Genomic DNA, 26821 nt, shown 5'->3' on the forward strand with positions numbered 1-26821 from the left:
CCGCGCCTGCCCCGCGCGCCCGCGCGCCGGCATGGGGCCGGGCGCCGAGCCTGCCCGCCGGATACGGGACAATTCAGCCAGTTTGCGCGGCATGAGGTTTGCCGCCACCGATTTGCAGGAGCGTAATCATGATGGACGTCACCGTGGCAAGCTTTGAGGCCGAGGTCATCGCTGCATCCCGGCAGGTGCCCGTGCTGGTGGATTTCTGGGCGCCGTGGTGCGGCCCGTGCAAAACCCTGGGCCCCATCCTGGAGAAACTGGAGACCGAATACGCCGGGCGCTTCAAGCTCGTGAAGATCGATTCCGACCAGGAGCAGCAGCTTGCCGCCATGTTTGGCGTGCGCAGCATTCCCACTGTGGTGCTGATGATGGACGGGCAGCCGGTCGACGGCTTCATGGGCGCACTGCCCGAAACCCAGGTGCGCGCCTTCCTCGACAAGCACCTGCCCGGCGCCGAGGAGCAGCAGGCCATGGATGAACACGAGCAGGCGCAGCAGGCGCTCGATGGCGGCGACCCGGCCAGCGCGCTGGAGCAGTTGCAGCAGGCGCTCCAGGCCGACCCGAACAACGACGATGCGCGCTTTGATCTGGTGCGCCTGTTGCTGCAGCTCGGCCAGGTCGACGCGGCGCGCACGGCGTTTGCGCCGGTGGCCGCCAAGGCCGAGGGCGTGCAGCGCCTGGCGGCCTTGAAGTTCTGGCTCGACGCCCTGGATGCGGTGGCCGAACACGCAGACGGGCAGGGCGCCATCCTCGAATTCGACAAGCAGATTGCGGCGAACAAGCGCGACTTTGCGGCCCGCTTTGGCCGGGCCCGCTTCCTTGTCGCTGCACAGCGCTTTACCGAGGCCATGGACGAGCTGCTGGAAATCCTGATGCGCGACAAGGGCTGGGAGGACGGCGCGGCGCGCAAAGCCTATGTGGCCGTGCTCGACCTGATCGAGCCGCCACGCGTGAAGGTGGCCGATGGGCAGATTCCGCCCCAGGACCCGGTCGTGGCCAGCTACCGCAGGCGGCTGTCCAGCGTCGTGCTGAGCTGATGGCGCGGCGCGGCGCGGGCGCGCCGGCGCTGCTCGCGGCGCTGCTGCTTGCTGCCTGCGCCAGCGCGCCGCCGCCCGACGCACAGCTCAGCGGCCTGGCGCTGACACGCGCGCCCATGCTGCTGCCGCCCGACACGGTGTTCGAAGCGGCCCTGCTCGTCTGGCCCGAAGACGGCGCGCCGCCCGTAGCGCTGGCGCGCCAGCGCAGCGACGATGCCGGCTCGCCTCCTTACGCCCTGCGCCTGCCCTACCACCAGAGCGAGATCCGCGCCGGCGCTCGCTACACCGTGCAGGCCGGGGTGCTGCAAGGCGGGCGGCTGCTGCTCTACACCCGGCCCGAAGCGGTGGTGCTGCTCGACCCCGGCCTGCGCCATGTGGACCTGCGCCTCAGCCCAGTGAGCCTGCTGCCCGCCAACGCCCAGGCCGAGGTCGCGCTGACGCAGACCTGGTGGGAGCTGAGCGAGATCGTCGATGCGCCCGACAGCGACGCGCCGGCAGCGCCGGACCCTGCAGACCCGGCCATGGCGGCGCACCTGCTGCTCGACGGTGCGAGCGAGCGCCTGAGCGGCGCGGGCGGCTGCAACCGCCTGACGGGCAGTTACCGGCTGCAGGGCGCGGCGCTGCGCTTTGCCCAGTTGAACTCCACGCTGCGCCTGTGCCTGACCACCGGCCTGCGCGAGGCCTTGTTCTTCGAGCGCCTGCCGCTCGTGGCTTCGTATCGGCAGCGCGGGCGCACGCTGGAGCTGCGCGCGGCCGATGGCCGGCCGCTGCTGCGCTTCACGGCGCGCCAGGAGGGCATCGCGCCGCTGGCGCCGCAGACGCCGCCGCTCAGCCAGTGAGCCGCTGCCAGGCTTCGCGGTACTTGGCGGCGGTTTTCGCAATCACCTCGGGCGGCAGTTGCGGCGCCGGCGCCGTCTTGTTCCAGGGCTGACCGTCTACCCTCACCTGCTCCAGCCAGTCGCGCACGAACTGCTTGTCAAAGCTCGGCGGGTTCCTGCCACTGGCCAGCGCCGCCTCGTGCTCTTGCAGCGGCCAGTAGCGCGAGCTGTCGGGCGTGAGCACCTCGTCCATCAGCACCAGCTCGCCGCCCGGGTTCAGGCCGAACTCGAACTTGGTGTCGGCAATGATCAAGCCCTTGGTCAGGGCGAAGGCCGCCGCCTCCTCATACAGGCGGATGCTGGTGTCGCGGATCTTCGCCGCGAGCTGCGGGCCCACCATCTGCACCGTCTGCTCGAAACTGATGTTCTCGTCGTGGCCCGAGGCCGCCTTGGCCGCAGGCGTGTAGATCGGCCGCGGCAGGCGCGAAGCGTTGCGCAGGCCCTCGGGCAGCGGCACGCCGCAGACCTTGCGCCCTGCCTGGTATTCCTTCCAGCCGCTGCCGGCGAGATAGCCGCGCACCACCGCCTCGATGGCAATCGGGCGCAGGCGCTGCACCAGCATCGCGCGCCCCTGCACCTGGGGCAGTTCGTCGGGCGCGACCACGCTCTCGGGCGCTTCGCCCGTGAGGTGGTTGGGCACGATGTGGGCCAGGCGCTCGAACCAGAACAGCGCCATCTGCGTGAGCAGCTGTCCCTTGCCCGGAATCGGCTCGCCCATGATGACGTCGAAGGCCGAGAGCCGGTCGCTCGCCACCATCAGCAGGCGGTCTTCGCCTACCGCGTAGTTGTCGCGCACCTTGCCGCGCGCGAGCAGCGCCAGGGAATGCAGGGACGAGGTATGCAGGGCAGGGGCAGCGGCGGCGGTCATGGGCGGCGAAGAAAAAGCCGCCGGCGTGCGCGGATGCAGGGCGGCGGCGTTACGGGCAATCCCGCCATTGTGCAGCGTTTTTTGCCCTCGCAGGGCCATGCCCACGTGCACTGCTCGGGCGTGCTTGCCCTGTGCGCCCGCCGGTGCATAGTGGCAGTTCCACGCAGAACGGATTCGTCGGCCGCTGCGGTTTGCACTGCAGTGGCGTTTTTCAGCTGTGCATCACAGGAGAGTTCCATGAATTTGACGATCAGTGGCCATCATCTCGAAGTGACGCCCGCCTTGCGCGGCTACGTTACCTCCAAGCTGGACCGGCTCACTCGCCATTTCGATCAGGTGGTCGACATCAAGGTCTTGCTCACCGTGGAAAAACAGAAGGAAAAGGAAAAACGCCAGCGCGCCGAATGCAATGTGCGCGTCAAGGGCACCGACTTGTTCGCCCAGGCGAGCCACTTCGACCTGTACGCGGCCATCGATGCGCTCATGGACAAGCTCGACCGCCAGGTGGTGCGCCACAAGACACGCACCCAGGACCACCAGGCCGAGCTGCGCCGCAGCACGCTGCAGGCCGCGGGCGCCATGGGCTGAGCGGCCCTCACGCGCACCCGAACCACCCGGCAACGGGTGGTTTTTTTTGTGTCCGGATGTCTCGCGTCTCAGGGTTTACTCTGATTGTGCATAATTGCCACCCATTCGCCATGAACCGACTCGCTTCCATATTGCCGCCCGCGCAAGTGCTCGTGGGTGTTGACGTGACCAGCAAAAAGCGCGCCTTTGAAGAGGCGGGCCTGCTGTTCGAGAGCCAGCACGGGCTCTCGCGCGCGCTCATCACCGACAGCCTGTTTGCACGCGAGCGCCTGGGCTCCACCGGCCTGGGGCACGGCGTGGCGATACCGCATGGGCGCATCAAGGGCCTCAAGGCTCCGATGGCCGCGGTGTTCCAGTTGCGCCAGCCCATAGGGTTCGATGCGCCCGACGAGTTGCCGGTCACGCTCTTGATCTTCCTGCTGGTGCCCGAAGCGGCGACGCAAAAGCACCTGGAAATCCTCTCCGAGATCGCCGAGCTGCTGGGCGACACGCCCACGCGCGAACGCATCAAGGCCTGCCAGGACGCGGCCGAGCTGCACGGCCTGATTGCCGGCTGGCAGAGCACCCAGGCGGCGCACAGCGCCTGAGTGCGCACGCAGGCGGCGGCGCCAGATGCAAGCCAACGTCGTCAGCGCCGACGCCCTGTTCCAGGAGTTCTCCAGCCTGCTGCGCTGGCAGTGGCTGGCGGGCCAGGGCGCTGCCGAGCGCCGCTTCGAAGACGTGGCGGTGCGCGCCGCCAGCTCCAGCGCCGACCTGGTCGGGCACCTGAACTACATCCACCCCTACCGCGCGCAGATCATTGGCCAGCGCGAGGTCGCCTACCTCACCAACGGCAGCGCGGCCGATTGTCAGCGGCGCCTGGCGCGCATCCTCACGCTGGAGCCGCCGGTGCTGGTGCTGGCCGACGGCCAGGCGCCGCCCGGCGAGCTGCTGCGCATGTGCGACCGCGCGCAACTGCCGCTGTTTGCCACCGCGGAGTCCTCGGCCTTCGTCATCGACGTGCTGCGCGGCTACCTGTCCAAGCACTTTGCCGAGCGCACCTCGATGCACGGCGTGTTCATGGACATTCTGGGCCTGGGCGTGCTGATCACCGGCGAGTCGGGCCTGGGCAAGAGCGAGCTGGGGCTGGAGCTGATCACGCGCGGCAACGGCCTGGTGGCCGACGACATCGTCGATCTGTCGCGCATCAACCAGAGCACCATCGAGGGGCGCTGCCCGGAACTGCTGCAAAACCTCGTGGAGGTGCGCGGCATAGGGCTTCTGGACATCCGCGCGATCTTTGGCGAGAACGCGGTGCGCCGGCGCATGCGGCTGCGCCTGATCGTGCATCTTGTGCGCAAGGAGACGCTGGAGCGCGACTACGAGCGCCTGCCCGGCGAGCCGCTCACCCAGGACGTGCTCGGCGTGCCGATACGCAAGGTGATCGTCGAAGTCGTGGCGGGGCGCAACATCGCGGTGCTGGTAGAGGCCGCGGTGCGCAACACCATCTTGCAGTTTCGCGGCATCGACACCTACCAGGAGTTCGTTGCGCGCCACCGCCAGGCGATGCTCGACGGGGATGCGGATCAGGGCTAGCGCGGAACGCGGTTCAATGGCCGGCCGCGCACTTGGCGCACAAGCCGTAGAGCGACATGGCGTGGTCGTGCACCTGCCAGCCGCGCTGCTTGGCAATGAGCTGCTGGCGCGCCTCGATCTCGTGGTCGAAGAATTCTTCGACCTTGCCGCAGCCGGTGCAGATGAAGTGGTCGTGGTGCTGGCCCTCGTCGAGCTCATAGACCGCCTTGCCGCCGTCGAAATTGCTGCGCATCAGGATGCCGGCCTGCTCGAACTGGGTGAGCACGCGGTACACCGTGGCCAGGCCTATGTCCGAGCGTTCTTCCAGCAGCACGCGAAAGACGTCCTCGGCCGTCAGGTGCCGCTGCTTGCTCTGCTGGAAAATCTCCAGAATCTTCAGCCGCGGCAGCGTCGCCTTCAGGCCGGTGCTCTTGAGCTCTTCGATATTGCTGGTCATGGTGCGGGACATGTGTCGCTGGCAGACAAAAGCCTGTCGCTACAATGAAACCGATCATAGTCCGGATACCGAAAACCATGTCAGTCTCCTTCCGTTCGGGCGCCCGCCTGGGCGCTCTTGCCCTGCTTGCCGCGGGCTCGCTGGCGGGCTGTGCCGGTTCGGCAGACCGCCTGGCCAGCATGGTCACGCCCTACCGCGCCGACGTGGTGCAGGGCAATTTCGTCTCGCGCGAACAGGTGCAGGCGCTGCAGCCCGGCATGAGCCGCCAGCAGGTGCGCGAGATCCTGGGCACGCCGCTGATGACCAGCCTGTTTCACGCCGACCGCTGGGAATACGTCTTCACCATCCGCCGCCAGGGCGTGGAAGACCAGGCGCGCCATCTGGCGGTGTTCTTCAAGGACGACCGCTTCGATCACGCCGAGGGCGACGAGATGCCCACCGAGGAGGAATTCGTCGCCTCGCTCGGCTCCAGCGTCAAGCCGTCCAAAGTGCCCCAGCTGCAGGCGAGCGAGGAGCAGCTCGCACGCTTCCCCAAGAGCGAGGCGCCGGCCGACAAGGCAGCAGCGGCGCCCAAGCCGCCGGCCGGCGGCAATTACCCGCCGCTGGAGCCGGCGGGCCAGTGAACCCGGGGCGGGGCGCGGGCGCGCCCGCCAGCCCAGCACACCCCAGATGAGCGAGGACGGCATGACATCCACCAACGCACGGCGCATCGCCGTGGCCGGAGCCAGCGGCCGCATGGGCCACATGTTGATCGAGGCGGTGCTTGCCGGCACCGACGGCGTGCTCAGCGGCGCACTCGACGTCGCGGCCAGCCCGGCCGTCGGCGCGGACGCCACCGCCTTCCTCGGGCGCAGCAGTGGCGTGCCGGTCACCGCCGACCTGCGCGCAGGCCTTGCGGGCTGCGACGTACTGATCGACTTCACGCGGCCCGAAGGCACGCTCGCGCACGCCCGGGTCTGCGCCGAGCTGGGCGTGCAGATGGTCATAGGCACTACGGGTTTTGACGACGCCGGCAAGGCGGCGATTGCGCAAGCGGCCGAAAAGGTCGCGATCGTGCTGGCGCCCAACATGAGCGTTGGCGTGAACGTCACGATGAAGCTGCTCGAACTCGCCGCCAGGGCGCTGGGCGAGGGCTACGACATCGAGATCATCGAGGCGCACCACAAGCACAAGGTGGACGCGCCCTCGGGCACCGCGCTCAAGATGGGCGAGGTCATCGCCCAGGCCCAAGGCACGCAACTGGCCGAGCGCGCGGTCTATGAGCGCTACGGTCACACCGGCGAACGCCCGGCCGGCGCGATAGGCTTTGCCACGGTGCGCGGCGGCGACATCGTGGGCGACCACACCGTGCTGTTTGCCGGCACCGGCGAGCGCGTGGAGATCACCCACCGCTCGGGCAGCCGCGCCGGCTACGCCCAAGGCAGCCTGCGCGCGGTGCGCTGGCTGGCGGACAAGCCGCGCGGCCTGTTCGACATGTTCGACGTGCTCGGCCTGCGCTGAGCGGCGGGCGGCAAAGCGCATGAACGCATTGCATTGGCTGCGCGAGGCCGACGCCGTCATCCAGGCCTGCGCCGTGGTCTTGCTCGCCATGTCGGTCGCGAGCTGGGTAGTCATCCTCTACAAGCTGCGCCTGATGGCGCAGGCGCGCAGCGACGTGGCGCGCGCGGCCGAGCAGCTCTGGGCCGCGCCCGCGCTGGAGCCGGCGCTGCAGCGCATCCGCGCGCTCGACCGCCACGCCCTGGTCTGGCCGCTGGTGGCCGCGGCTGCCGGGCTGCACGACGCAGGGGGCTCCGGCGCGCTGGCACAGCAGGCGCCGTTGGCGCAGCGCGCCACGCGCGCACTGCGCGGCGCCTTGCATGCGGCGCTGGCCCGGCTGCGCTGGGGCCAGGTGCTGCTGGCTACCGTGGGCGCCACCGCGCCCTTCGTCGGGCTGCTGGGCACGGTGTGGGGCATTCAGCATGCACTCACGCAGCTGGCCGGCGGCGGCCAGATCAGCATCGAGCGCCTGGCCGGCCCTGTGGGCGAGGCGCTCATCATGACCGCGGCCGGCCTGGCGGCAGCGATTCCGGCGGTGCTGGCCTACAACGGCTTTGGCCGCTCGGCGGGCGAGGTGGAGGCCGAGCTCGAAGGCCTGGCGCACGACTTGCATGCGCTGGTGCTCGACGCCCCCGCGCCGGGGCGCTGACATGGCCTTCGGACGCTTCGCCGAACCGGCCGCGCCGCGTGCGATGAGTGAGATCAACGTCACGCCGCTGGTGGACGTGATGCTGGTGCTGGTGGTGATCTTCATCCTGGCGGCGCCGCTGCTCGCCAGCAGCATCCGGCTGGAGCTGCCGCAGACCGAACAAAGCCACCCGGGTGAAGACGCCGGCGCCACGCTGGTGTTGTCGCTGGACGCCGCGGGCACGGTCTTCATGGACGAGCAGCCGATAGCGCCCGACGCGCTGGCCGCGCGCCTGCGCCGCGCCGCGCAGCAAGCACCGCAGCGCGAGGTGCAGCTGCGCGCCGACACCGCCGTGCCCTACGGCCGGGTGGTGCAGCTGATCGAGGCGCTGCAGCTTGCGGGCCTGCAGCGCATCGCCTTTGCCACGCAGCCCGCGCCGGGCGCCGGCGAGCGCTGAGCGCCCGGGGCGAACGCCTAGAATTGACCGCCGCCACGCCGCCCGCGTGGCCGTTTGTTTTTTCAGCGACCCATGCAAGACAAATACGATCCCGCCGCCGTGGAGCGCGCCGCGCACGCCCACTGGACCGCCACCGACGCCTACCGGGTGAGCGAAGACCAGAGCAAGCCCAAGTTCTACGCCTGCTCCATGCTGCCCTACCCCAGCGGCAAGCTGCACATGGGCCACGTGCGCAACTACACCATCAACGACATGCTCACGCGCAGCCTGCGCATGCGCGGCTACAACGTGCTCATGCCCATGGGCTGGGACGCCTTCGGCCTGCCGGCGGAGAACGCCGCGCTCAAGAACAAGGTGCCGCCCGCGCAATGGACCTGGGACAACATCGCCACCATGAAGGGCCAGATGCAGGCCATGGGCCTGGCGATCGACTGGAGCCGCGAGGTCGCCACCTGCTCGCCCGAGTACTACAAGTGGAACCAGTGGCTGTTTCTGAAGATGCTGGAAAAAGGCATCGCCTACCGCAAGACCCAGGTGGTGAACTGGGACCCGGTGGACCAGACGGTGCTCGCCAACGAGCAGGTGATCGACGGCAGAGGCTGGCGCACCGGCGCGCTGGTGGAAAAACGCGAAATCCCCGGCTACTACCTGAAGATCACCGACTACGCGCAAGAGCTCCTGGACCACGTGCAGCTCGGCGGCGACAAGGCCACACTCACCGGCTGGCCCGACAAGGTGCGGCTGATGCAGGAGAACTGGATAGGCAAATCCAGCGGCGTGCGTTTTGCCTTCACCCACGACATCAAGGACGCGGACGGCAAGCTCATACAAGACGGCAGGATGTACGTCTTCACCACCCGCGCCGACACCATCATGGGCGTGACCTTTTGCGCCGTCGCGCCCGAGCACCCGCTGGCCGCGCACGCGGCACGAACGAGCCCGAAGCTCGCCGAATTCATCGCCCACTGCAAGGAAGGCGGCACCACGGAGGCCGAGCTGGCGCTGAAAGAAAAAGAGGGCATGCCCACGGGCCTCACGGTCACGCACCCTCTGACTGGCGCGCCGGTCGAGGTGTGGGTGGGCAACTACGTCTTGATGAGCTACGGCGACGGCGCGGTGATGGGCGTGCCGGCGCACGACGAGCGCGACTTTGCCTTTGCCAGGAAGTACAAGCTGCCGATCCGGCAGGTGGTGGCGGTCGAAGGCGAAAGCTTCTCGCTGGACGCCTGGCAGGAGTGGTATGGCGAGAAGGCGCGCGCGTACTGCGTCAACTCCGGCGTGCTCGACGACCTGCCGCATGCGCAGGCGGTGGACAAGGTCGCCGCGCTGCTGGCCGAAAAAGGCCTGGGCGAGAAGAAGACCACCTGGCGGCTGCGCGACTGGGGCATCTCGCGCCAGCGTTACTGGGGCACGCCGATTCCCATCATCCATTGCAAGGACTGCGGCGTGGTGCCGGTGCCCGAAAAGGATTTGCCGGTGGTGCTGCCCGAGGGTCTGGTGCCCGATGGCAGCGGCAACCCCTTGAACAAGTGCGAAGCCTTCCTGAACGTGCCCTGCCCGTGCTGCGGCAAACCCGCGCGGCGCGAGACCGACACCATGGACACCTTCGTCGACAGCTCCTGGTACTTCATGCGCTATTGCGACCCGAAGAACGACCAGGCGATGGTGGCGAATGGGGCGAAATACTGGATGCCGATGGATCAGTACATCGGCGGCATCGAGCACGCCATCCTGCACCTGCTGTACGCGCGCTTCTGGACCAAGGTGATGCGCGACCTCGGGTTGGTCCAGGTCGACGAGCCCTTCACCCGCCTGCTCACCCAGGGCATGGTCTTGAACCACATCTACAGCCGGCGCAACGCCAAGGGCGGCAAGGACTACTTCTGGCCCAAGGACGTGGAGCACGTGCTCGACGAGGCCGGCAAGATCGTCGGCGCCCGGCTGAGGACCCCGGCCGAAAGCGGCGACGGCCTCTTGAGCGTGGGCACGCCCATCGACTACGAGGGCGTGGGCACCATGTCCAAGTCCAAGAACAATGGCGTCGACCCGCAGGAGCTGATCGACAGCTACGGCGCCGATACCGCGCGGCTGTACACCATGTTCACCTCGCCGCCCGAACTCACGCTGGAGTGGAACGATGCGGCGGTAGAGGGAAGCAGCCGCTTCCTGCGCCGGGTCTGGGGGTTTGGCAGCAAGCTTGTTGCTATGGATATGAAAGCTGCTGTCGCAAGCGTGGCGGGCGCTACGGCGCTAAAAGACGTGAAATTTGGCAAGCCTGCCAAGGCGCTGCGCCTGGAGATCCACAGCGTGCTCAAGCAGGTGGACTACGACTACCAGCGCATGCAATACAACACCGTGGTTTCGGGCGCGATGAAGATGCTCAATGCGCTCGAAGGCTTCAAGGCGCTGGAGGACGCGGGCGCTCAGGTCGCGCTGATCGAAGGCTATGGCATCTTGCTGCGCGTGCTCTATCCGGCCACGCCGCACCTCACCCACGTGCTCTGGCAGGAGCTGGGCTATGCCGGCGCGCTGGGCGAGCTGCTGGACGCGCCCTGGCCTCAGGTGGATGAAGACGCGCTCAAGCAGGACGAGATCGAACTCGTGCTGCAGATCAACGGCAAGCTGCGCGGCGCCATCCAGGTCGATGCAGGGGCCGACAAGGCGGCGATCGAGCAGGTGGCGCTGGCCAGCGCCGAGGCGCAGAAGTTCATGCAGGGCGCGGCGCCGAAAAAGCTCATCGTCGTGCCCGGGCGCCTGGTGAACATCGTCGTCTGAAGCCATGCCCCGGCGCCGCACCCTGCTCGCCCTGCTTGCCGCCGCGCCACTGGCGGGCTGCGGCTTTCACCTGCGCGGCGCGCCCGAATTCGCCTTTTCCTCGCTCTATCTTGCGCCCGGCGGCACCTCGCTCAACCAGCCGCTGATCCGCACGCTGCAGGGCGCGGGTGGGCGCCTGCTGCTCTACACCGACCCCGGGCAGCAGGCCCAGGCCGAAGTGGTGCTGGAACTCTTTGGCGAGCAGCGCAGCCGTACCGTGGTCGGCATGACCACGGCCGGCCAGGTGCGCGAGCTGCAACTGGGCTTGTCTGTGCACTTTCGCCTCAGGGACCAGCGCGGCGGCGTGTGGATAGGCGACACGCGCCTGGCGCGCACCGAGGACGTGAGCTACAGCGAATCCGTCTCGCTCGCCAAGGAATCGGAAGAGGCGCTGCTCTACCGCAACATGCAGACCGACCTGGTGCAGCAAATCGTGCGCCGCCTGGCGGCGGCGAAGGCGCCGCGCTAGCCGGGGGCGCGCCATGCAGCTTGCCCTGAACCAGCTCGACGCCCACTTGCAAAAGGGCCTCAAACCCCTGTACCTGTTGCATGGCGACGAGCCGCTGCTGCAGCAAGAGGCGCAGGACGCGATTCGCGCCAGCGCGCGCGCGCGGGGCTATACCGAGCGCAGCAGCTTCACCGTGAGCGGCGCGCACTTCGACTGGGGCGCGGTGCTCGCCGCAGGTGGCAGCTTGAGCCTGTTTGCCGAGCGACAGATCATCGAGCTGCGCATTCCCGGCGGCAAGCCGGGCAAGGACGGTTCGGCCGCGCTGCAACAGATCGCCGCCGCCGCGCAGGGCAACGACAGCACGCTCACCCTGATCAGCCTGCCGCGCATGGACAGGGCCACGCGCGCCAGTGCCTGGTTTGCCGCGCTGGAAGGCGCGGGCGTCGGCATCGCGATCGAGCCCATCGCGCGCGAGCAGCTGCCGCGCTGGATCGCCGAACGCCTGGCCGCGCAGGGCCAGCGCGTGGCGGCGGGCGCCGAGGGCCAGCACACGCTGCAGTTCTTTGCCGGCCGCGTCGAGGGCAATCTGTTGGCGGCGCACCAGGAAATCCAGAAGCTCGCGCTGCTCTATCCGCCAGGCGAACTCTCGGCAGAGCAGGTCGAGTCCGCCGTGCTCAATGTCGCGCGCTACGACGTGTTCCAGCTCTCCGAAGCGGTGCTCAGCGGGCAGGTGGCGCGGGTGCAGCGCATGCTCGACGGCCTGCGCGCCGAGGGCGAGGCCGAGGTGCTGGTGCACTGGGCGCTGGCCGAAGAGATCCGCCAGCTCGCGCGGGTGCGCGCCGCCGTCGATGCCGGCCGTCCCTTGGGCGCCGCGCTGCGCGAAGCGCGCGTCTGGGGCAAGAAGGAGCGCCTGTACGAGCGCCTGCTGCCGCGCCTGGGCAGCCGACGTCTGGCGCAGCTATTGATGTCTGCGCACCGCGTGGACGGCATCGTCAAGGGCCTCACGGCACCCGACTGGCCTGTCGACCCCTGGCTTGCGCTCGCGCGGCTTGCGCAGCAGCTCGCCCGCGTGGCGCAGGGCGAAGCCGCCAGGGGTTAGGGCGACGCTGAACAAGTCCCTCGCGCGTCGCGCATCCCAGCCTGCGGCGGTTCTCCGGCCTTGCAAATCCTCGCAATAGCTTCGGCTATTGCTGCGGTTTGCGCCTTGCAGCCCATCCCCATGCTGGGCGCGCGCGATCGCGGGGACTTGTTCAGCGTCGCCTTGGCGCGCCGCCCGGCATGGGCGATTGCCTCTGGTCGGTGTTTGCGCTCTGGCAAACGCCGGCGGCCGTTGGTATCCTGAGCCGCCATGAGCGATGCCCTCTTGCCGCCGCCCGCCGACGACGGCCCCGACGCGCCAGCGCGCGGCGGCCGCAGACAGGCGCTGCTTGCGCTGCTGCAGCAGGCCGGGCGCATGGCGGGCCTGGGCGTGTGGGAGATCACCGCCGGCCAGGGCGTCACGCTCTGGACCGACACCTGCAACACCCTGCTGGGTCTGGCGCCGGGCAGCCCGGTCGATGCCAGGCTGATCGACACCCATGTCGCGCCGGCCTGGCGCGCCGAGCTGCGCGCACACCTGCTGAGCGGGCTGCGTGCCGGCCTGTCGTGGTCAGCGCCGCTGCAGGTCTTGCGCGCCGACGGGCGCCTGCTGTGGGTGCTGGTGGCCGCCGAGCCGGTGTTCGAGGGCGGGCGCGTGCGCTGCCTGCGCGGCATCTTGCAGGACATCGACGAGGCGCGCCGGCGTGAAGAGCAGCTGCGCGAGTCCGAGCGGCATCTGTCGCACATCTTTCGCATGGTGCCGCTGCCCATGGGCATCTCGCGGCGCAGCGACAACAAATACCTGCTGGTCAACCCCGCCTGGGAGGCGATGACCGGCATCCACCAGCAGGAAACCAGCGGCCTGAGCGCGATCGAGATGGGTTTGTACGACCCCCAAGACCGCGCGCGCATGATCGCCGCCATCGACGCCCAGGGGCAGCTGGACAACCACGAGATCAAGCTCTACATCCGCGGCGGCCAGCAGCGCACCGTGGTGCAGTCGATCCGCGAGCTCGACTACCACGGCGAGCCCTGCTGGCTGTTTTCCGCGCACGACGTGACCGAGCGCATCCGCAACGAAAAGCGCATTCGCGAGCGCGAGGAGTTGTTGTCGCTGACCGTCTCGGCCGCGGCGCTCGGCCTGTGGGACTGGGATCTGGCCAGCGGCCAGATCACCGGCGACGAACGCTGGCACGCCATGCACGGCCTCACGCCCGGCCTCGGGCCCTGGCCCTGGCCGGGCGCGAGCAGCGGCATGACCGAGGCCGAGCGCCAGGGCATGGAACAGGCGCTGCGCGCGCACCGCGAGCAGCCCTCGCAGCCGTTTGACCAGACCTGGCGCGTGCTCGGTCGCGGCGGCGCGGTGCGCTGGATACGCAACCTGGGCAAGATCGTCAACCAGGACGGCCAGGGCGCAGGCCAGCGCATGCTGGGCGTGAGTCTGGACGTGACCCAGCAGCTCGAGCAGCAGGAGCAACTGCGCCATCTGGCGCACTACGACGTGCTCACCCAGCTGCCCAACCGGCTCAAGCTGGCCCAGCATCTGCAAGACGAGATGGCGCTGGCGCGGCGCAGCGGCTCGCTGCTGGGCGTGGTGTATCTGGACCTGGACCGCTTCAAGCCGGTCAACGACACCCTGGGCCACGACGTGGGCGACCAGTTGCTGGTGGGCGTGGCGCGGCGCCTGGGCGCGGCGCTGCGCAGCGGGGACCACACCGCGCGCCTGGGCGGGGACGAATTCATCATCCTGCTGCCCGGCCTGAACAGCCGCGGCGACTGCGAGCGCAAGCTGCGCCAGTTGATGCAGCGGCTGTGCCGGCCCTACATGCTGGGCGCGCACCAGGTGCGCGTCACCGCCAGCATGGGCTATACCCTGTACCCGCAGGACACGCCGGATGCCGACGCCGACACCCTGCTGCGCCACGCCGACCAGGCGATGTACCAGGCCAAGCAGGCCGGGCGCAACCGCTTTTGCAGCTTCGACGCGCTGCACGCGCGCGACCAGCAGGAGCAGCAGGCGCGGCTGCAGCACCTGGAGCAGGCGCTCCAGCGGCGCGAGTTCGAGCTCTACCTGCAGCCCAAGGTGCACGTGGGCACGGCGCGCATCGTCGGCGCCGAATGCCTGATCCGCTGGAACCATCCGCAAGACGGCGTGCTGGCGCCGGCCGCCTTCCTGCCCGCGCTCGCCGGCAGCGCGCTGGAAATCGACTTCGACCGCTGGGTCTTCGACGAGGCCTTGCGCAGCCTTGGTCGCCTGCAGGCCGCGGGCTGGACGCTGGCGCTGAGCGTGAACATCTCCGCCCAGTACCTGCAGCACCAGGGCTTTGCCCAGTGGGTGCTGCAGTGCCTGGAGCGCTATCCGCAGGTGGATGCTTCGCTGATCGAGCTGGAGATCATCGAAAGCGCCGCGCTCTACAACATCGAGCACGTCTCGGCCGAGCTCACGCGCCTGCGCGCCAAGGGCATGCGCGTGGCGCTGGACGACTTCGGCACCGGTTACTCCTCACTCACCTATTTGCGCCGCCTGCCCATGGATGCGCTCAAGATCGACCAGAGCTTCATCCGCGACATGCTCAGCGACCCCGACGACATGACCATCGTGCAAAGCATCGTCGGCCTGGCCCAGGCCTTTCACTGCGAGGTGATTGGCGAAGGGGTGGAAACCGCCGAGCAGGCGCGCGCGCTGCAGCGCCTGGGCTGCACGCTGCAGCAGGGCTACCACTGGGCGCGCCCGATGCCGCTTGCCGCCTTCATCGAATGGGCGCGCCAGTACGCGCCGGCGCAATGCCAGGGTGCGCGCTGAACGCTGCCGGGCAGCACCCGCCTGCGATGACCGACGAGCTGCACGCCCTGGCCGCGCTGCTGCGCCGACACCCGCGCCTAGGGCGACGCTGGACAAGCCCCCGTGATGGCGCGCGCCCAGCGTGGGGATGGGCTGCAAGGCGCAAACCGCAGCAATAGCCGAAGCTATTGCGAGGATTTGCAACGCCGCAGACCGCCCCAGACTGGGATGCGCGACGCGCGAGGGGCTTGTTCAGCGTCGCCCTAATGGTGCTGACTGGCGCCGGCTGCAGCACCGAAAGCGGCATTCCCGACTACCGCGATCTCGATGGCCAGTGGAAACGCCCCGCGCCCATGACCTGGCAGGCGTTCACGCGTGAGCCGGCGGCGCGCCAGCGCTACTGGGCGCGCTCCATGATCGGCTGGCCGCGCATTGCCGCGAGCCGGCCCGGCCCCGCGCATCGGGCGCTGTCGCAACTGGAGGCCGCCGGCCGCGTGGCGCTGCTGGTCACGCAGAACGTGGACGGCCTGCACCAGGCGGCGGGCAGCCAGCGGGTGCTCGATCTGCATGGCCGGCTGGACGCGGTGCGCTGCCTGGCTTGCCGCCACACCCTGGCACGTGGCGACTTCCAGGCCCGGCTGCAGGCGGCCAATGGCGCCTGGTTGCAGGCCCGCCTGCCCGAAGAGGTGCAGAGCGCGCCCGACGGCGACGCCTACCTCGACGGGCTGGATTTTTCCGGCTTCGTCGTGCCCGCCTGCCCTGCCTGCGGCAGCGGCGTGCTCAAGCCCGACGTGGTCTTTTTTGGCGAAAGCGTGCCGCGCGAGCGCGTGCAAACCGCCATGGCCGCGCTGCAGCAGGCCGATGCGCTGCTGGTTGCGGGCTCGTCCCTCATGGTGTTTTCCGGCTACCGCTTCGCGCGCGCCGCTGCCCAGTGGGGCAAACCCATCGTCGCGGTGAACCTGGGGCGCACGCGCGCCGATGAGCTGTTGACGCTCAAGCTGCGCCAGCCGGTCGGCCAGACATTGGCGCAACTGGCGACGCTGCTGCAGGCCGGAATGCGCGATGCGCGAGGGGCTTTCTCGGCCATGCCCTAAGATCGTCCATTCGACGCGGGGTGCACGGAGCCCTTCCGTGCTGAGAGCACACCCGTTGAACCTGATCCAGATCATCCTGGCGTAGGAACGTCCTCATGACTTCATCCCTGAATCTCCATCCCCTGCAGCCGCGGCAGTTTGCCGATGCCTTGCACGCGCTGCGCGAGCGCGCGCCGCTGGTGCAGTGCCTGACCAACATCGTCGTCGCCAACTTCAGCGCCAACGTGCTGCTGGCCGCGGGCTGCGCCCCGGCCATGGTGGACAACGCGCGCGAGGCCGAGGGCTTTGCCGCGATCAGCGCCGGCGTGCTCGTCAACCTCGGTACGCCCTACGAGGAAACCGCCCAGGCCATGCGCGCGGCGGTGCGCGGCGCGCACGGTGCGCGCGTGCCTTGGGTGCTTGATCCGGTGGCCGCCGGCGCGCTGCCCTGGCGCACCGAGATCGCGCTGGAGCTGCTGGAGCAGCACCGCCCGACCATCGTGCGCGGCAATGGCTCGGAAATCCTGGCGCTCGCCGGCGGCCAGGGCGGCAAGGGCGTGGAATCGACCGCCGGGGCCGACCAGGCGGTGGACGCCGCCGTGATGCTCGCGCGCAGGCACGCCTGCGTCGTGGCGGTGAGCGGTGCGATCGACCAGATCACCGATGGTGAGCGGCTGGTGCGTATTGCCAACGGCCACCCGCAGCTCACGCGCGTGACCGGCGCGGGCTGCGCGCTGGGCGCGCTGATGGCAGCGTTTGCGGGCGTGACGGACGACGCGCTGCTGGCGGCGGCAGCCGCCACGGCGCTGCTCACCGTGGCGGCGGACGCGGCGGCGCAGGTCAGCCGCGGCCCGGGCAGTTTTGCCGTGGCCTTGATCGACGAGCTGCACGCGCTCACGCCCGAGGCGCTGGCCGCGCGCCTGAAGCTGGCCTGAAGCGCGCATGACCGCCCCGGCACGCGCGCCGCTCGACCTGCGGCTGTATCTGATTACCGACACGCGCTTGTGCGGCGCCCACGGCGTCGAGCGCACCGTGGCCGAGGCCGTCGCGGCGGGCGCCACGCTGGTGCAACTGCGCGAACCGCAGGGCAGCGACGCCGATTTCGTCGCGCTCGGGCGCGCGCTGGTGCAGGTGCTGGCGGGCAGCGGCGTACCGCTGATCGTGAATGACCGCGTGCACCTGGTGGCCGAGATCGGCGCCGATGGCGCGCACATCGGCCAGGGCGACATGCACCCTGTGCAGGCGCGCCGCCTGATCGGCCCCGCGCGCTCGCTCGGCCTGTCCGTGCAGACCCCGGGGCACTTGCAGGCCGCGCTGGCCCTGCCCGAGGGCACGCTGGACTACCTGGGCGTCGGCCCGGTCTGGGCGCAGCAGACCAAGCCCGACGCCGCGCCCGCCGGCGGCCCCGAAGTTCTGGCCCGCATCGCCCGCGCCAGCCCCTGGCCCTGCGTGGCGATTGGCGGCATCGACATCGGCCGCGTGGCGCAGGTGCGCGGCTGCGGCGTGGCGGGGGTGGCGGTGGTGTCGGCCATCTGCGGCCAGCCGGATGTTGAAGCGCGCCGCGATAAATGAGCGCTTGGAAGCGCGATAAATGGATCGTAGTTCCTTTTCTGTGTCGGCAACGAAATTGCAGACACGGAAAGCATGATCTTATTTGAGCGCCGCGGCTGTGCGGGGTGACAGCCAAAGCACCTCCGTTCGTGGCCGGGCGCTGCCTGCGGCGCGGGCTGGGTGCTCGATGCGTTGCCAATCTGGCAGCAGGCGCTCGTACAGGGCCGAGGGGTAGCCTGAGAGCACCACCAGACCCTTGCACGCACGCAGACGCTCGAGCAGCTCGACATGGCGCGCCTCGGTCAGTTCACAGCGGTAGCTGGTGTCGCTGCGCGTGCCGGGCACGTAGGGTGGATCGACGTAGAACAGCGTCTCGGCCGTGTCCTGGGCGCGGATCACCTCCAGCGCATCGCGCCGCTCGATGACCACGCCCTCCAACCGCCGACGCACGAAGGGCAGGATGCGCGGGTAGGTTGGCCATTCGTGCGACTTGGCATGGCCGGTGCGGTGGCGGGCGTCGGCAAAGGTGTGCTTGCGCAGGTCGAACAGCGAGCCATGGTGAAACGCCAGATAGGCCCGTGTGATGGCTCGCTGTGCGCGTACCACGGGGTCGCGGCTGGGCGTGAACGCTTGCTCGAAGGCCACGCGGGCATACGGCACGTGGCGCAGGCGGCGCATCAGCGCCTGGCACTGGGCCGGGTCCTGGATCACTGTGAAGATGCCGACGATCTCCTCGTCCAGGTCGTTGTAGACCTCCACCGGGCTGCGGGGCTTGCGCAACAGCACGCTGGCGGCGCCGCCGAAGGGCTCGACGTAAATGCGGTGGGGCGGCAGGTGCGCGATCACCCAGGGTGCCAGGCGCCATTTGCCGCCCAGGTAGCGCAGCACGGCACGGCGGGTTTTCTCGCCATCACGCAGGGGAATGGGGTAGGTCTTCATCGGACGTCCTTCGTGGATTGGACGCTCGATGGCGCTCGGGTGTGGGGCGCGTGGCCCTCAAGTGGTTGATCGTGCCGCAACGCGGGCACTTGATCGACAGGCGCAGGTATTGTCCCTCTGCCAGTTTGCGGTGACATGCGCCGCAGCGGATCGAATCATCGTTTTCCATGAGTGCAAGCCTCTTTCACCAGCGACAATTGCTGATAGGCTGGCCCCGCTCTCGCGAGAGTGGCGGGCCCTGGCCGGACTTGCAGGCATGTTCTGCAGGAAAGGGGCTGTCGGCGGTGCTCTAACACCTCGGCAGTCGCCCGTCTTTTTTTCGTGCGGCTACACCTCCGCGCTATCCAGTGGCAGATCCGGTGCGGGCCCTTCGATCAGGCCATCGCGCACGAAGACGTGGGCGCCCAGGGTGGTGCTGCCGCGCGCGTGCAGCAGGCCGCCGCCGGGTAGCTGCACAGTGGCCACGCCGTCCTGGTAGGCGGTGACCTCACCCACCTGCAGGGGGCCGGGCGCGAAGACGGCGCGCCACTTGGCAAACAGGTTGTCAGGCATGGGCTTGCACCTTGATCGTCTGGGTCAACGTGGGGCCGCTCATGGCCACGCTCACGGCGCGAGTGATGCCCACGCGGGCGACGGCACTGTCATCGGTGTAGCGCAGCAATGTGCCGGGCTTGATGATGCCGGTCTCGGGCAGCACCATGGTCTGCAGCGTGTGCTCGACCTGGCGGCCAGTCTCCGACAGCTCGGCCAGCGCCCGCTGGCGGGCGGCGTCGGCATGCACCAGCAGCGGGTGCACGGCCATGGGGGCGAGGCTGTCGCCCGCCGTGCCGGCGCGCTTGCGGTAGTACAGGCTGGTGCCGGGCTCGCCGTGCATATATAGAGCGTCGTAGTCGGGCTGGGTGATCCACTCCGTTTCCTCGACCGTGGCGATGCCGGGGGGCAGCTCGATGTCGGGCGTGGCGTCGGGCAGGCTCCAGATGGGGGCAGGCCAGGCGGGCAGGATGCGCAGCACCTCGTCGGTGTCGTGCGGCTGCACGTAGGCACCGACGGCCGCCGCAATGTCGGTGACGGCGCTGATCCAGGTGCCCTGGTGCGCCCAGGTGGCGGCGGGGATCAGCCAGTCATCGATCTGCCAGTCCAGGCTCCAGCCGATGGGCACGCCGTTGATGGTGAGGGCCTCCTCCATGAGCTGCTGAGCAGTGCGGTCCAGCAGGTGGCCGAAGCTGCGCGTGGCGGCGTAGGGGGCATCGAGCAGCGCCGCGCGGCCGCGCCCGCGCACGGTGAGATGGGCGGCGGGGAAGCGCACCGAGCGCGCGATGGATTCGACCACCATGCGAAAGGGCTGGCCGTTGACCGTGAGCAGCAGGGCCACGGGCGTGCCGTCTGGCGCGGGTTGCAACAGCGGCAACGCGCTTGCGTGAAAGGACACGGTAAAGCCCCATGTCCACGAACCACGATCAAGCTGCATCGATAGACCCTGGTCGAGCGCGGGCAGGAGCTGGTCTGTATCGACGCGGCGCACCTCGATGCTGTTGATCACGATGTAGCTCCGGCGGCGGGCGACGACGATGGGGGCGTCGGGCTGCGGGCCGGGGCCGCCGCCCGATTTGGTGCAGATGAAAAACAGCGTGCCATGCCGCTCCGTGCCCGCCGGCTGGCGAAACACCAGCAGGCCCAGGCGCGCCGGGTCGTAGCAGACGAGTTTGCCGGGTGGCTGTGGCGGCGGCGGGCGCGGCGTGCCGCCGGGGCGCGCCAGCCAGGCCTCTTGCCAATGGGGGCGCCAGGCGGTGGGCACGCGCAGCGCGGGCGCGTTGCGCAGTGCCCACCATGGCAGCAGAGGCGTGGCGCGCTGCCAGTGAACGCGCGCTGGCGCAGTGAGTGCCAGCATTTGCTGAAACCCGATGCGCGGCGCAATGGATTGCACGAGGCCTCTCTGCCAGTGCGGACGAGCACCGGCGCGCAGGGATCGGGCCTCTTCAAACGCGGCGCGCAGGTCTGCGGTAATGCCCCGCCCCAGCTGCCATGCGGCGCGTGTGCCAGCCTGCAGGCCAAGGCTTGCCTGCCAGTGCATGCGGGCGCTGCCAGCCAGCGCTGCGGCGCGCTGCCAGTGCACGGCGCGGGCCACAGAGAGCGCACCAGCGTCTTGCCAATGGCTGCGCAGCAGCGGTGTGCAGGGCGCGGCCTCTTGCCATGCGGGCGCGACCCGGGCAAGCAGGCTGCGGCTGACGTTGGCATCCCACGCCAGGCTGATGGTGGCGGGCATTTCGTCGTCGAAAGTGGCATCAATGCCCAGCGCCGTGATAACGGCCAGCGTGATGCTGGCAGCCGCATCTGAGTCAAGGTCAGCATCGATGCCGAATTCGGCATCCGGAACGTCAGCAGCGCCTGGGTCAACGGTGTAGCCAAAAACCAGCTTGGCATTGCCGCTCGCCGGATTGCGAAACAGCAGGCCGTTTTGCAGCGTGGGCTGCGCTCCGCCCCACTCGCCCAGGTGCAGTTCGCCCGCATCGGCGCTGTCCGTGGTGCGTGCGAAAGTGAGTTTGCCGTCAGCCACATGCGCCCTACCCGATCAAGGCCGTGGTGATGCGCACGATGCCACCCGCGTAGAGCTGGGTGCCTGTGGTGCCGCTGAGCACGAAGGCGCCCACGCCCAGCGGGTTGGCCGCGGTGGAGCCGGCGCTGGTGGTGTTGCCATCCGCATCCGTCACATGGCCTGATGCAATGGCGCTGCCGCCAGCGTCGCACCACTCGCCCCAGCCCGCCCCGCCATCGGCCAGCACCAGGTCGTCATCCACGGCCTGCGCCAGCTCTATGCGCCCGTCCGCCAGGCGCACCGCGCCGCAGGGCTTGGCCAGCGCTCGCGTGGCCAGCAGCGTGCCGCCCTCGGCCGTGTAGAGCTTGATGCTGGCCACGCCCGCGCCGGTATCGGCCAGGGTGATGCTGGCCGCGTTGCGCGCCGCGCGGTGGGCCTGGGTCATGCTCAGGGTGGCCATCGCTTTATGCCTTGGTGGCCGTCACAGGCCCGCTGGCCACGCATTCGTAGGTGCCGGCAAGGTCTATGGCGACGGGGATGTAGGCCTCGCCCACTTCCAACCCGCTGGCGTGGTAGTAGCCGTCGGCGTCGCTGTAGCCCTGCCATGCGAAAAAGCCATCGGCCAGCCGGTGCAGGCGCACGCGCGCGCCGGCCATTGGTGCCTCGGGGGCATCGGCGCCGGCCTTGACCATCACGCGGTTGTTGCTGGCGATGGTGCCGCGCGTGTCAGCGGCAAAGCGCCCGTCGCCGGGTTGCGCCAGCGCGCCCACAAGCTCTACCACTACGCTGCTGTGATGTGTCATCGCCATGGTCCCGTGATGTCAAAGAAGATGGCGCCGGTTTTATATGTCACGCCAAGAAACAAGTGCATCAGGCGGCGCCCGCCTTCGCCGGGCACGGTATCGCGCGGTGTGAAGACGGCTGAGGATTGCATGCCGGTATGCGCCACATACAAGGCGCCGGGCATAGTGGCGCGCAGCGACATGTCGGCGATCGAATTGGTGACGTATATCGGAGTTACTCGCAGCTTGCCATTGATGGCGTCGGGATAGTCACCAAACACGTAATTTGAGCCAACTTCGCCGGAGACATAGCTGCCGAACAAAGACGCAGCGCGCACCTGCACCGCGCTGCCAGTGCCTGCAGCCACGCGCTCGGCGTAAAAGCCATTGCCGTCGTAAACGTAGCCTACCGCGCCGTAGCCATTGATCGCCGAGCTGGTGTCGCCCGTCATCAATGTGTTCCATGCGTCGCCGGAGGTTTTGAGCGTCAGCGGCTCGCCAAAGCACCACGGCTGCGATATCTCGTAGCCAGCGCCAAAATATTGCGCATAGGAGCATGGCGCAAAGAAGAACAGGCGCGCATCGCCAAAGCAGTCGTAGCGCTGCGGTTCCGCGGTGCTGGCGTCTGAGGTTGCCTTGTGCCAGTACAGGCCGTTGCCGAAGTTGCCGGTGCCGGTTTCGATGGCGGTCATGGCGTTGTAGCCGTACACGCGCATGTAGTTGGCGGCGGTGTCGTTCACGCGCAGGTAACGGCGGTTGCCCGCCACGTCCTGGCTGCGGTACACGCGCTTGTTGGTGGCGGTGTACACCTTCTCCCAGCCCAGCGGGGCGTATTTGACGGTGATGGTGCCGCTGGCTGCGCCGTCGGGCGCGGTGGTCTCGAACTGGATGTTGGCGCCGCCCTGCGTGAGCCGGTGCTCGCCATTGAGCGCGCCGGGCGTGGCGCCGGCGACGAGCACCACGCAGTGCTCTTCAAACTCGTTGCCGACGCCCATGGCGATGGTGCAGACGCCGCCCGAGACGCTGGCGCTGGTGGCAGTCGCCAGGCCCCAGCCGTCGACAAGGAAGGCATCGAGCAGGCCGACGCCGGTGCCCGCGGCGCGTTTGAGCGTGGGCGCGCCGCGCATGGATTCGTGGATGCGTTTGACGCTGGTATCAAGGGTCATGGTGGGTCATCTCCCGGTGCTTCAGGGTGCGCTTGGCGGGCGGTCTACGTCGCCACCGGCCAGCAGGTCAAAGGAGTAGTCCGTGCCCGCAGCCACGCTGGGCTGCACGGTGCGGATGACGGCCATGGAGGACATGGCCGCCTCCAGGCGCACAAACACGGTGTTGCCCGCCACCCAGCCATTGCCCCAGCCGGCGGCGGCCAGCTCGAACAAGGGGGTGCTCAGGCTGAACGGATTGCCGGGGGAAAAATCCACGTTCTTGCTGCCCTGCCCGAGCCCGCCGGAGAATTCGCCGATCAGGTCGAACGTGGTGGCGTCGGCCTTGAATTTGAGCGCGTAGCGCTCGGTAAGCGCGCCGGCGTTGGTCACCGCTATGGGGTAGGCGGCGTCGTTATAGCTGGCCACCGCCGGGTTGCCGTCGACGTTGTCCGCCCAGGTGACGCCATCCCAGCTTTGCTGGTCGAAGACGCTGGCCACGCGGGCGAACTTGGTGCCAAAAAGCAGCACGCTACTGACCACGCTGCCCTCCGGGAAATCGTGGCTGAGGGGGAAGTTGAAGGCCACCGTGCCATCGATCTGCACATCTGTGCACAGGCGCATGTCCTGGATGCGGTGCTCCACCGTCACGGGCTGCGCCCAGCCGCTCACGTCGGTGACGTGCACCCGGCCTGCGTCAAGGTCTGCCTCGGTGGCGGTGAAGCCTTCGTTGATCAGCTCGCCATTGGCGTCGATCAGCCAGACGTGCGACAGGCGCGTGCGCCCGCAGTCGATCACGTCGGAATTGGCGTAGGTGGTGGGCGCAATCTGCGCGTTGTGCCCGATGCAGACCATGCGGCCTTTGGCGAAGATGGGCACGCGGCCATCCTGCGGCAGGCGGGTGGGGTTCAGGCCCAGAATTTCCGGATCGACCGGCAGGTAGAGGTTGCTGACCGCGTTGTAGCGCAGGCTGGCGGGGTCGATAGGCCAAGGGCGCCAGATCTTGAGCGGCTCCACCGCACCCACATCGGCCGGGTCGTACCACCACTCCTGCTTGTCTTCCACGCTCAGGCTGCTGTCGAGCACGAAATCACCAAACTGCAACTGCGCCAGGCCGTTCTGGAACTCGAATTTGCCCGTGGCGTGGGGCCCGCTCAGGGTGCCATCGAGCGCGCAGGTCACCTCGATCTGGTTGCCCGCAACGTCCAGGCAGGTGATGGTGATCTGCCCGGGCTGGATGGGGCTCGCGTCTGTCATGAAAAACGCGCTTGCCGTGCGCCACTCGCCCTTGCTGGTCCACAGGCTGAGCAGCGTGATGCTGCCCGGGTTGGGGCCGACGACGTAGTCGCTCATCAAGGCATGGCCCGATGCGTAATCCACACGGCCGCTGATGATGCCGGGGCTGGCGTCGCTGCGGCCCCGGTAGAGCACGCCGTCGGCATCCTCATACGTGGTGCCCATCCAGACAAAGCGCACGCTGCCCGGCACGATGCGATCGACGGTGTAGGGACACAGGTCGATGCTGACAAGCGCCGGCGTGTAGCTCATGCTCTTGGCGGTGGGCGTGCCCGCGCCGGTGCGGTAGGTGGCCACGATGCTCGAACCCGCAAAAACTTCCTCGCCGACCGTGGTGCTGCCGTAGCTGCCGCCCTTGGCGCTGTTGCCGCCGCTGGAGCCGCTGCCGTCAGCGACGGCGGTGGAAAATTCGCGCGCGTCTTCGTGGTCGGCCTTGTATGTGCTGGCGCTGCGGTCGAATGTGACCACCTTCAGATTGACGGACTTGCTGGCGTAGGACACCGTGCCCCAGCCGCCGGGGAAAGCGCCTGCACCATCGTCCATGACGGTGCGGGCGGTGACGATGCGATGGTCGTTTGTGGTACCGCTCTCCTGCGTCATGGAGACGCTGCCGCCGCTGGATTTGGTGACGGCGAAGGGACGCTCGACGTATTTGATGGCCATGTGTGCGCTCCTCAATAAGCCGATCGCGGCCAGTTGACCGAGCCCATGCCGCTGGTGGCAGCGGGCTCGTAATACTCGGGCACGCTCTTGATCGTGTAGGTGACGCCCGCGCTCTTGCTTGCGGCCGTGGTGCTGTCGCTGGCGCCGCTGGTGGTGCTCACCAGGCTTGCTACGGCCCACTGCACCGCCAGCGTGCCGGCGGCGGGCTGCTGCGAGAGCGCGAAGCTGATGAAGCCGCCGCCATCGGGCGCGCTGGGCGTGATGATGTCGGTGACCACCGCGTCGAGCTCGTAATCAATATCGAACTGCGCGCCCGCATCGGGCATGTAGGTCGGGCGCACGATCACGCTGCGGCTCGGATAGTCGATCACGCCGGCGCCATCGCCCACGAGGTTGCCGCTGCCGTCGTCGGTGATCGTGTAGACGGTGCCCCCGCTGGTGTAGGCCAGCGATAGGCTGGAGCGCACCACCTGCTCATCTCCGCTGCCGTCCTCGGCCGCGCCCTCGAGCATGAAAGAAAACTCTGGCGGGCGCACCTGCGCGCCCTGGCTGCTGCGGTTGGTGTAGGCCACGCGCTCGCCCCATTGCAGCACCAGCGCGCTGCCCGCGTCGGGCAGGCTGGGCAGCGTGACGGCCGCCGAGCCGGTGAGGTAGTTGACCACGCCCGCCGCCCGACCAGTGAAGGTGCCGCTGCCGTCGTCCTGTGCCGTCTGGCGATTGCCCAGGCCCACCCAGGTGAGGGTGAGCGTGCCCGGCTCGGGCAGGGGCGAGAGCGTGAACACATAGCTCAGCCCCCGGTTTTCCTGCCCGATGAGGATGCGCCTGGCGTGAGGCGTGGCGGCTACCTCCACCAGGCGCGGGCTGGTGGCCAGCGTGACAGTGCGCCGCGAGGCGGGGGTTTGATCGAGCGCGGGCACTTGCGTGGCGCTGGATGGCACCAGCTGCCCATAGACGCTGGTGACCTTGGCCTTGTACGCGCCCAGGGCGGCGATGGCGCTGGTGGCTGCGGCGCCGTAGTAGTTGGCGGCGTCGGCGACGGTGGTGTCGCGCACCACGGCCGCGGCCGGGTTGGTGCGCGCGGCAAAGTAGCGGTTGGGGTCGGTGCCGGTGAGGCCCCGCGTGAGGCCGCTGGCCAGCTCGCAGGAGACCACCTGCACCGGGTAGTCGCCCTTGTCGTCGCTGAAGGTGCGCACCTCGCTCTCGACCTTGATCACGCGCACCCATTCGGTGGCCTCTTGCGGCGTGCCTTCGCCGCTCACGATGGCCAGCGTGCGCCCCACGGTGGGCTTGAGCGCCACGCCCGGGCGGCCCATGAGCTGCAAGCTGGCCTGGCCCTGCACGTGGTTGCCCATCAAGAGGCCGTTCCAGGGCACACCGCGAATCAGGTAGTTGGCGATCGCCTCGCTGATCTGGCTGCGCCGCGCAAAGGGCGCGCAAGACGCCAGCGTGACGGACACGTTGGGGTCGGCGGGCAGCTTGGCGACCATGGCGTAGGCGCCCAGCAGCCGGTCGGTGTTGTCGGTATCCACATGCAAAAACGCCTGGCGGATGCTGACGTTGCCGATTGTGCGGCTGACGGTGTCGACGTCGTCAAACAAAGTATTGCTCTGGCCCCAGGCGATGGTGGCGCCCGATGGGCCGCCGCCGCCTTCTGGCACGTCAGCCATTACTTTGCTGGCGCGGATCTTGATGTCGTTGGAGAGGATGGTCATGGCGGG

27 protein-coding genes and 1 riboswitch are annotated in these 26821 nt (G+C 68.8%); of the genes, 16 read left to right on the forward strand and 11 right to left on the reverse strand.

Annotated features, from left to right (window positions below):
* The first annotated feature begins 128 nt into the window (after positions 1-128).
* A complete protein-coding gene (gene trxA, locus KUD94_RS12625; protein WP_218237541.1) occupies positions 129-1037 on the forward strand; it encodes a thioredoxin in 909 nt (302 codons plus the stop codon).
* Positions 1037-1876 carry an META domain-containing protein gene (locus KUD94_RS12630; protein WP_218237542.1) on the forward strand — a complete coding sequence of 280 codons (840 nt, stop codon included), beginning with the start codon at positions 1037-1039 and terminating at the stop codon, positions 1874-1876. The genes trxA and KUD94_RS12630 overlap by 1 nt, the downstream gene beginning before the upstream one ends.
* On the opposite strand, the gene KUD94_RS12635 is transcribed toward KUD94_RS12630, so the two are convergent.
* Entirely contained in the window at positions 1866-2783 is a 918-nt protein-coding gene (locus KUD94_RS12635; protein ID WP_218237543.1) for a phosphoribosylaminoimidazolesuccinocarboxamide synthase, read from the reverse strand. The genes KUD94_RS12630 and KUD94_RS12635 overlap by 11 nt on opposite strands.
* Before the next feature lie 237 nt (positions 2784-3020).
* On the opposite strand from KUD94_RS12635, the gene hpf reads away from it, so the two are divergent.
* From hpf to hprK, 3 genes are all read left to right on the forward strand, one after another.
* Positions 3021-3371, forward strand: coding sequence for a ribosome hibernation-promoting factor, HPF/YfiA family (hpf, locus tag KUD94_RS12640; protein WP_218237544.1), 351 nt, complete (start codon positions 3021-3023; stop codon positions 3369-3371).
* A gap of 110 nt (positions 3372-3481) precedes the next feature.
* Positions 3482-3958, forward strand: a complete 477-nt coding sequence (locus KUD94_RS12645) for a PTS sugar transporter subunit IIA (protein ID WP_146912304.1) — start codon at positions 3482-3484, stop codon at positions 3956-3958.
* A gap of 25 nt (positions 3959-3983) precedes the next feature.
* Entirely contained in the window at positions 3984-4946 is a 963-nt protein-coding gene (hprK, locus tag KUD94_RS12650; RefSeq protein ID WP_218237545.1) for an HPr(Ser) kinase/phosphatase, read from the forward strand.
* A gap of 13 nt (positions 4947-4959) precedes the next feature.
* On the opposite strand, the gene fur is transcribed toward hprK, so the two are convergent.
* Positions 4960-5394: a ferric iron uptake transcriptional regulator gene (gene fur / locus KUD94_RS12655; RefSeq protein WP_304516286.1), complete on the reverse strand. Its 435-nt coding sequence runs from the start codon at positions 5392-5394 to the stop codon at positions 4960-4962.
* Positions 5395-5459: 65 nt separating this feature from the next.
* Here fur and KUD94_RS12660 point away from each other — a divergent pair, with 65 nt between their 5' ends.
* The 11 genes from KUD94_RS12660 to thiE all read left to right on the forward strand — a co-directional run bounded on the left by KUD94_RS12660 (position 5460) and on the right by thiE (position 17769).
* Entirely contained in the window at positions 5460-6005 is a 546-nt protein-coding gene (locus KUD94_RS12660; protein WP_218237546.1) for an outer membrane protein assembly factor BamE, read from the forward strand.
* A 61-nt stretch (positions 6006-6066) separates the two neighbouring features.
* Positions 6067-6882: a 4-hydroxy-tetrahydrodipicolinate reductase gene (gene dapB / locus KUD94_RS12665; protein WP_218237547.1), complete on the forward strand. Its 816-nt coding sequence runs from the start codon at positions 6067-6069 to the stop codon at positions 6880-6882.
* Positions 6883-6901: 19 nt separating this feature from the next.
* The gene (locus KUD94_RS12670; protein ID WP_218237548.1) at positions 6902-7567 is read left to right on the forward strand and encodes a MotA/TolQ/ExbB proton channel family protein; all 666 of its coding nucleotides are present in this window, start codon (positions 6902-6904) and stop codon (positions 7565-7567) included.
* 1 nt (position 7568) lies between these two features.
* A complete protein-coding gene (locus KUD94_RS12675) occupies positions 7569-8003 on the forward strand; it encodes a biopolymer transporter ExbD (protein ID WP_218237549.1) in 435 nt (144 codons plus the stop codon).
* 72 nt (positions 8004-8075) lie between these two features.
* Positions 8076-10778 (forward strand): leucine--tRNA ligase, encoded by a 2703-nt coding sequence (gene leuS, locus KUD94_RS12680; RefSeq protein ID WP_218237550.1) that lies wholly within the window; start codon positions 8076-8078, stop codon positions 10776-10778.
* Between the two features lie 4 nt (positions 10779-10782).
* On the forward strand, positions 10783-11286 hold the full coding sequence (lptE, locus tag KUD94_RS12685) for an LPS assembly lipoprotein LptE (RefSeq protein WP_218237551.1): 504 nt from the start codon (positions 10783-10785) through the stop codon (positions 11284-11286).
* A gap of 13 nt (positions 11287-11299) precedes the next feature.
* Entirely contained in the window at positions 11300-12364 is a 1065-nt protein-coding gene (gene holA / locus KUD94_RS12690; protein WP_218237552.1) for a DNA polymerase III subunit delta, read from the forward strand.
* Positions 12365-12613: 249 nt separating this feature from the next.
* Entirely contained in the window at positions 12614-15145 is a 2532-nt protein-coding gene (locus tag KUD94_RS12695) for a bifunctional diguanylate cyclase/phosphodiesterase (protein WP_218237553.1), read from the forward strand.
* Positions 15146-15390: 245 nt separating this feature from the next.
* Positions 15391-16218 (forward strand): NAD-dependent protein deacetylase, encoded by an 828-nt coding sequence (locus tag KUD94_RS12700; protein WP_218237554.1) that lies wholly within the window; start codon positions 15391-15393, stop codon positions 16216-16218.
* A gap of 6 nt (positions 16219-16224) precedes the next feature.
* Positions 16225-16323, forward strand: a riboswitch (TPP riboswitch).
* Positions 16314-17132 carry a hydroxyethylthiazole kinase gene (thiM, locus tag KUD94_RS12705; protein ID WP_218237555.1) on the forward strand — a complete coding sequence of 273 codons (819 nt, stop codon included), beginning with the start codon at positions 16314-16316 and terminating at the stop codon, positions 17130-17132. It overlaps the preceding riboswitch by 10 nt.
* 7 nt (positions 17133-17139) lie before the next feature.
* Positions 17140-17769, forward strand: a complete 630-nt coding sequence (thiE, locus tag KUD94_RS12710) for a thiamine phosphate synthase (protein ID WP_218237556.1) — start codon at positions 17140-17142, stop codon at positions 17767-17769.
* 78 nt (positions 17770-17847) lie between these two features.
* On the opposite strand, the gene KUD94_RS12715 is transcribed toward thiE, so the two are convergent.
* The 9 genes from KUD94_RS12715 to KUD94_RS12755 all read right to left on the reverse strand — a co-directional run bounded on the left by KUD94_RS12715 (position 17848) and on the right by KUD94_RS12755 (position 26815).
* Positions 17848-18687: a DNA adenine methylase gene (locus KUD94_RS12715; RefSeq protein ID WP_218237557.1), complete on the reverse strand. Its 840-nt coding sequence runs from the start codon at positions 18685-18687 to the stop codon at positions 17848-17850.
* A complete protein-coding gene (locus KUD94_RS12720; protein WP_218237558.1) occupies positions 18659-18856 on the reverse strand; it encodes a Com family DNA-binding transcriptional regulator in 198 nt (65 codons plus the stop codon). Before KUD94_RS12720 ends, KUD94_RS12715 begins: the two co-directional genes overlap by 29 nt.
* A gap of 158 nt (positions 18857-19014) precedes the next feature.
* The gene (locus KUD94_RS12725; protein ID WP_218237559.1) at positions 19015-19239 is read right to left on the reverse strand and encodes a hypothetical protein; all 225 of its coding nucleotides are present in this window, start codon (positions 19237-19239) and stop codon (positions 19015-19017) included.
* Positions 19232-21241: a hypothetical protein gene (locus tag KUD94_RS12730; RefSeq protein ID WP_218237560.1), complete on the reverse strand. Its 2010-nt coding sequence runs from the start codon at positions 21239-21241 to the stop codon at positions 19232-19234. The genes KUD94_RS12725 and KUD94_RS12730 overlap by 8 nt, the downstream gene beginning before the upstream one ends.
* A 7-nt stretch (positions 21242-21248) precedes the next feature.
* Positions 21249-21680, reverse strand: coding sequence for a hypothetical protein (locus KUD94_RS12735; RefSeq protein ID WP_218237561.1), 432 nt, complete (start codon positions 21678-21680; stop codon positions 21249-21251).
* A 4-nt stretch (positions 21681-21684) separates the two neighbouring features.
* Positions 21685-22029 carry a hypothetical protein gene (locus tag KUD94_RS12740; protein ID WP_218237562.1) on the reverse strand — a complete coding sequence of 115 codons (345 nt, stop codon included), beginning with the start codon at positions 22027-22029 and terminating at the stop codon, positions 21685-21687.
* Positions 22020-23168: a hypothetical protein gene (locus KUD94_RS12745; protein WP_218237563.1), complete on the reverse strand. Its 1149-nt coding sequence runs from the start codon at positions 23166-23168 to the stop codon at positions 22020-22022. The genes KUD94_RS12740 and KUD94_RS12745 overlap by 10 nt, the downstream gene beginning before the upstream one ends.
* Positions 23169-23189: 21 nt before the next feature.
* Positions 23190-25103, reverse strand: coding sequence for a hypothetical protein (locus tag KUD94_RS12750; protein ID WP_218237564.1), 1914 nt, complete (start codon positions 25101-25103; stop codon positions 23190-23192).
* A gap of 11 nt (positions 25104-25114) precedes the next feature.
* Entirely contained in the window at positions 25115-26815 is a 1701-nt protein-coding gene (locus tag KUD94_RS12755; RefSeq protein WP_218237565.1) for a hypothetical protein, read from the reverse strand.
* Positions 26816-26821 lie beyond the last annotated feature (6 nt).

The organism is Comamonas sp. NLF-1-9 (assembly GCF_019195435.1).
Lineage (GTDB): Bacteria > Pseudomonadota > Gammaproteobacteria > Burkholderiales > Burkholderiaceae_C > Comamonas_C.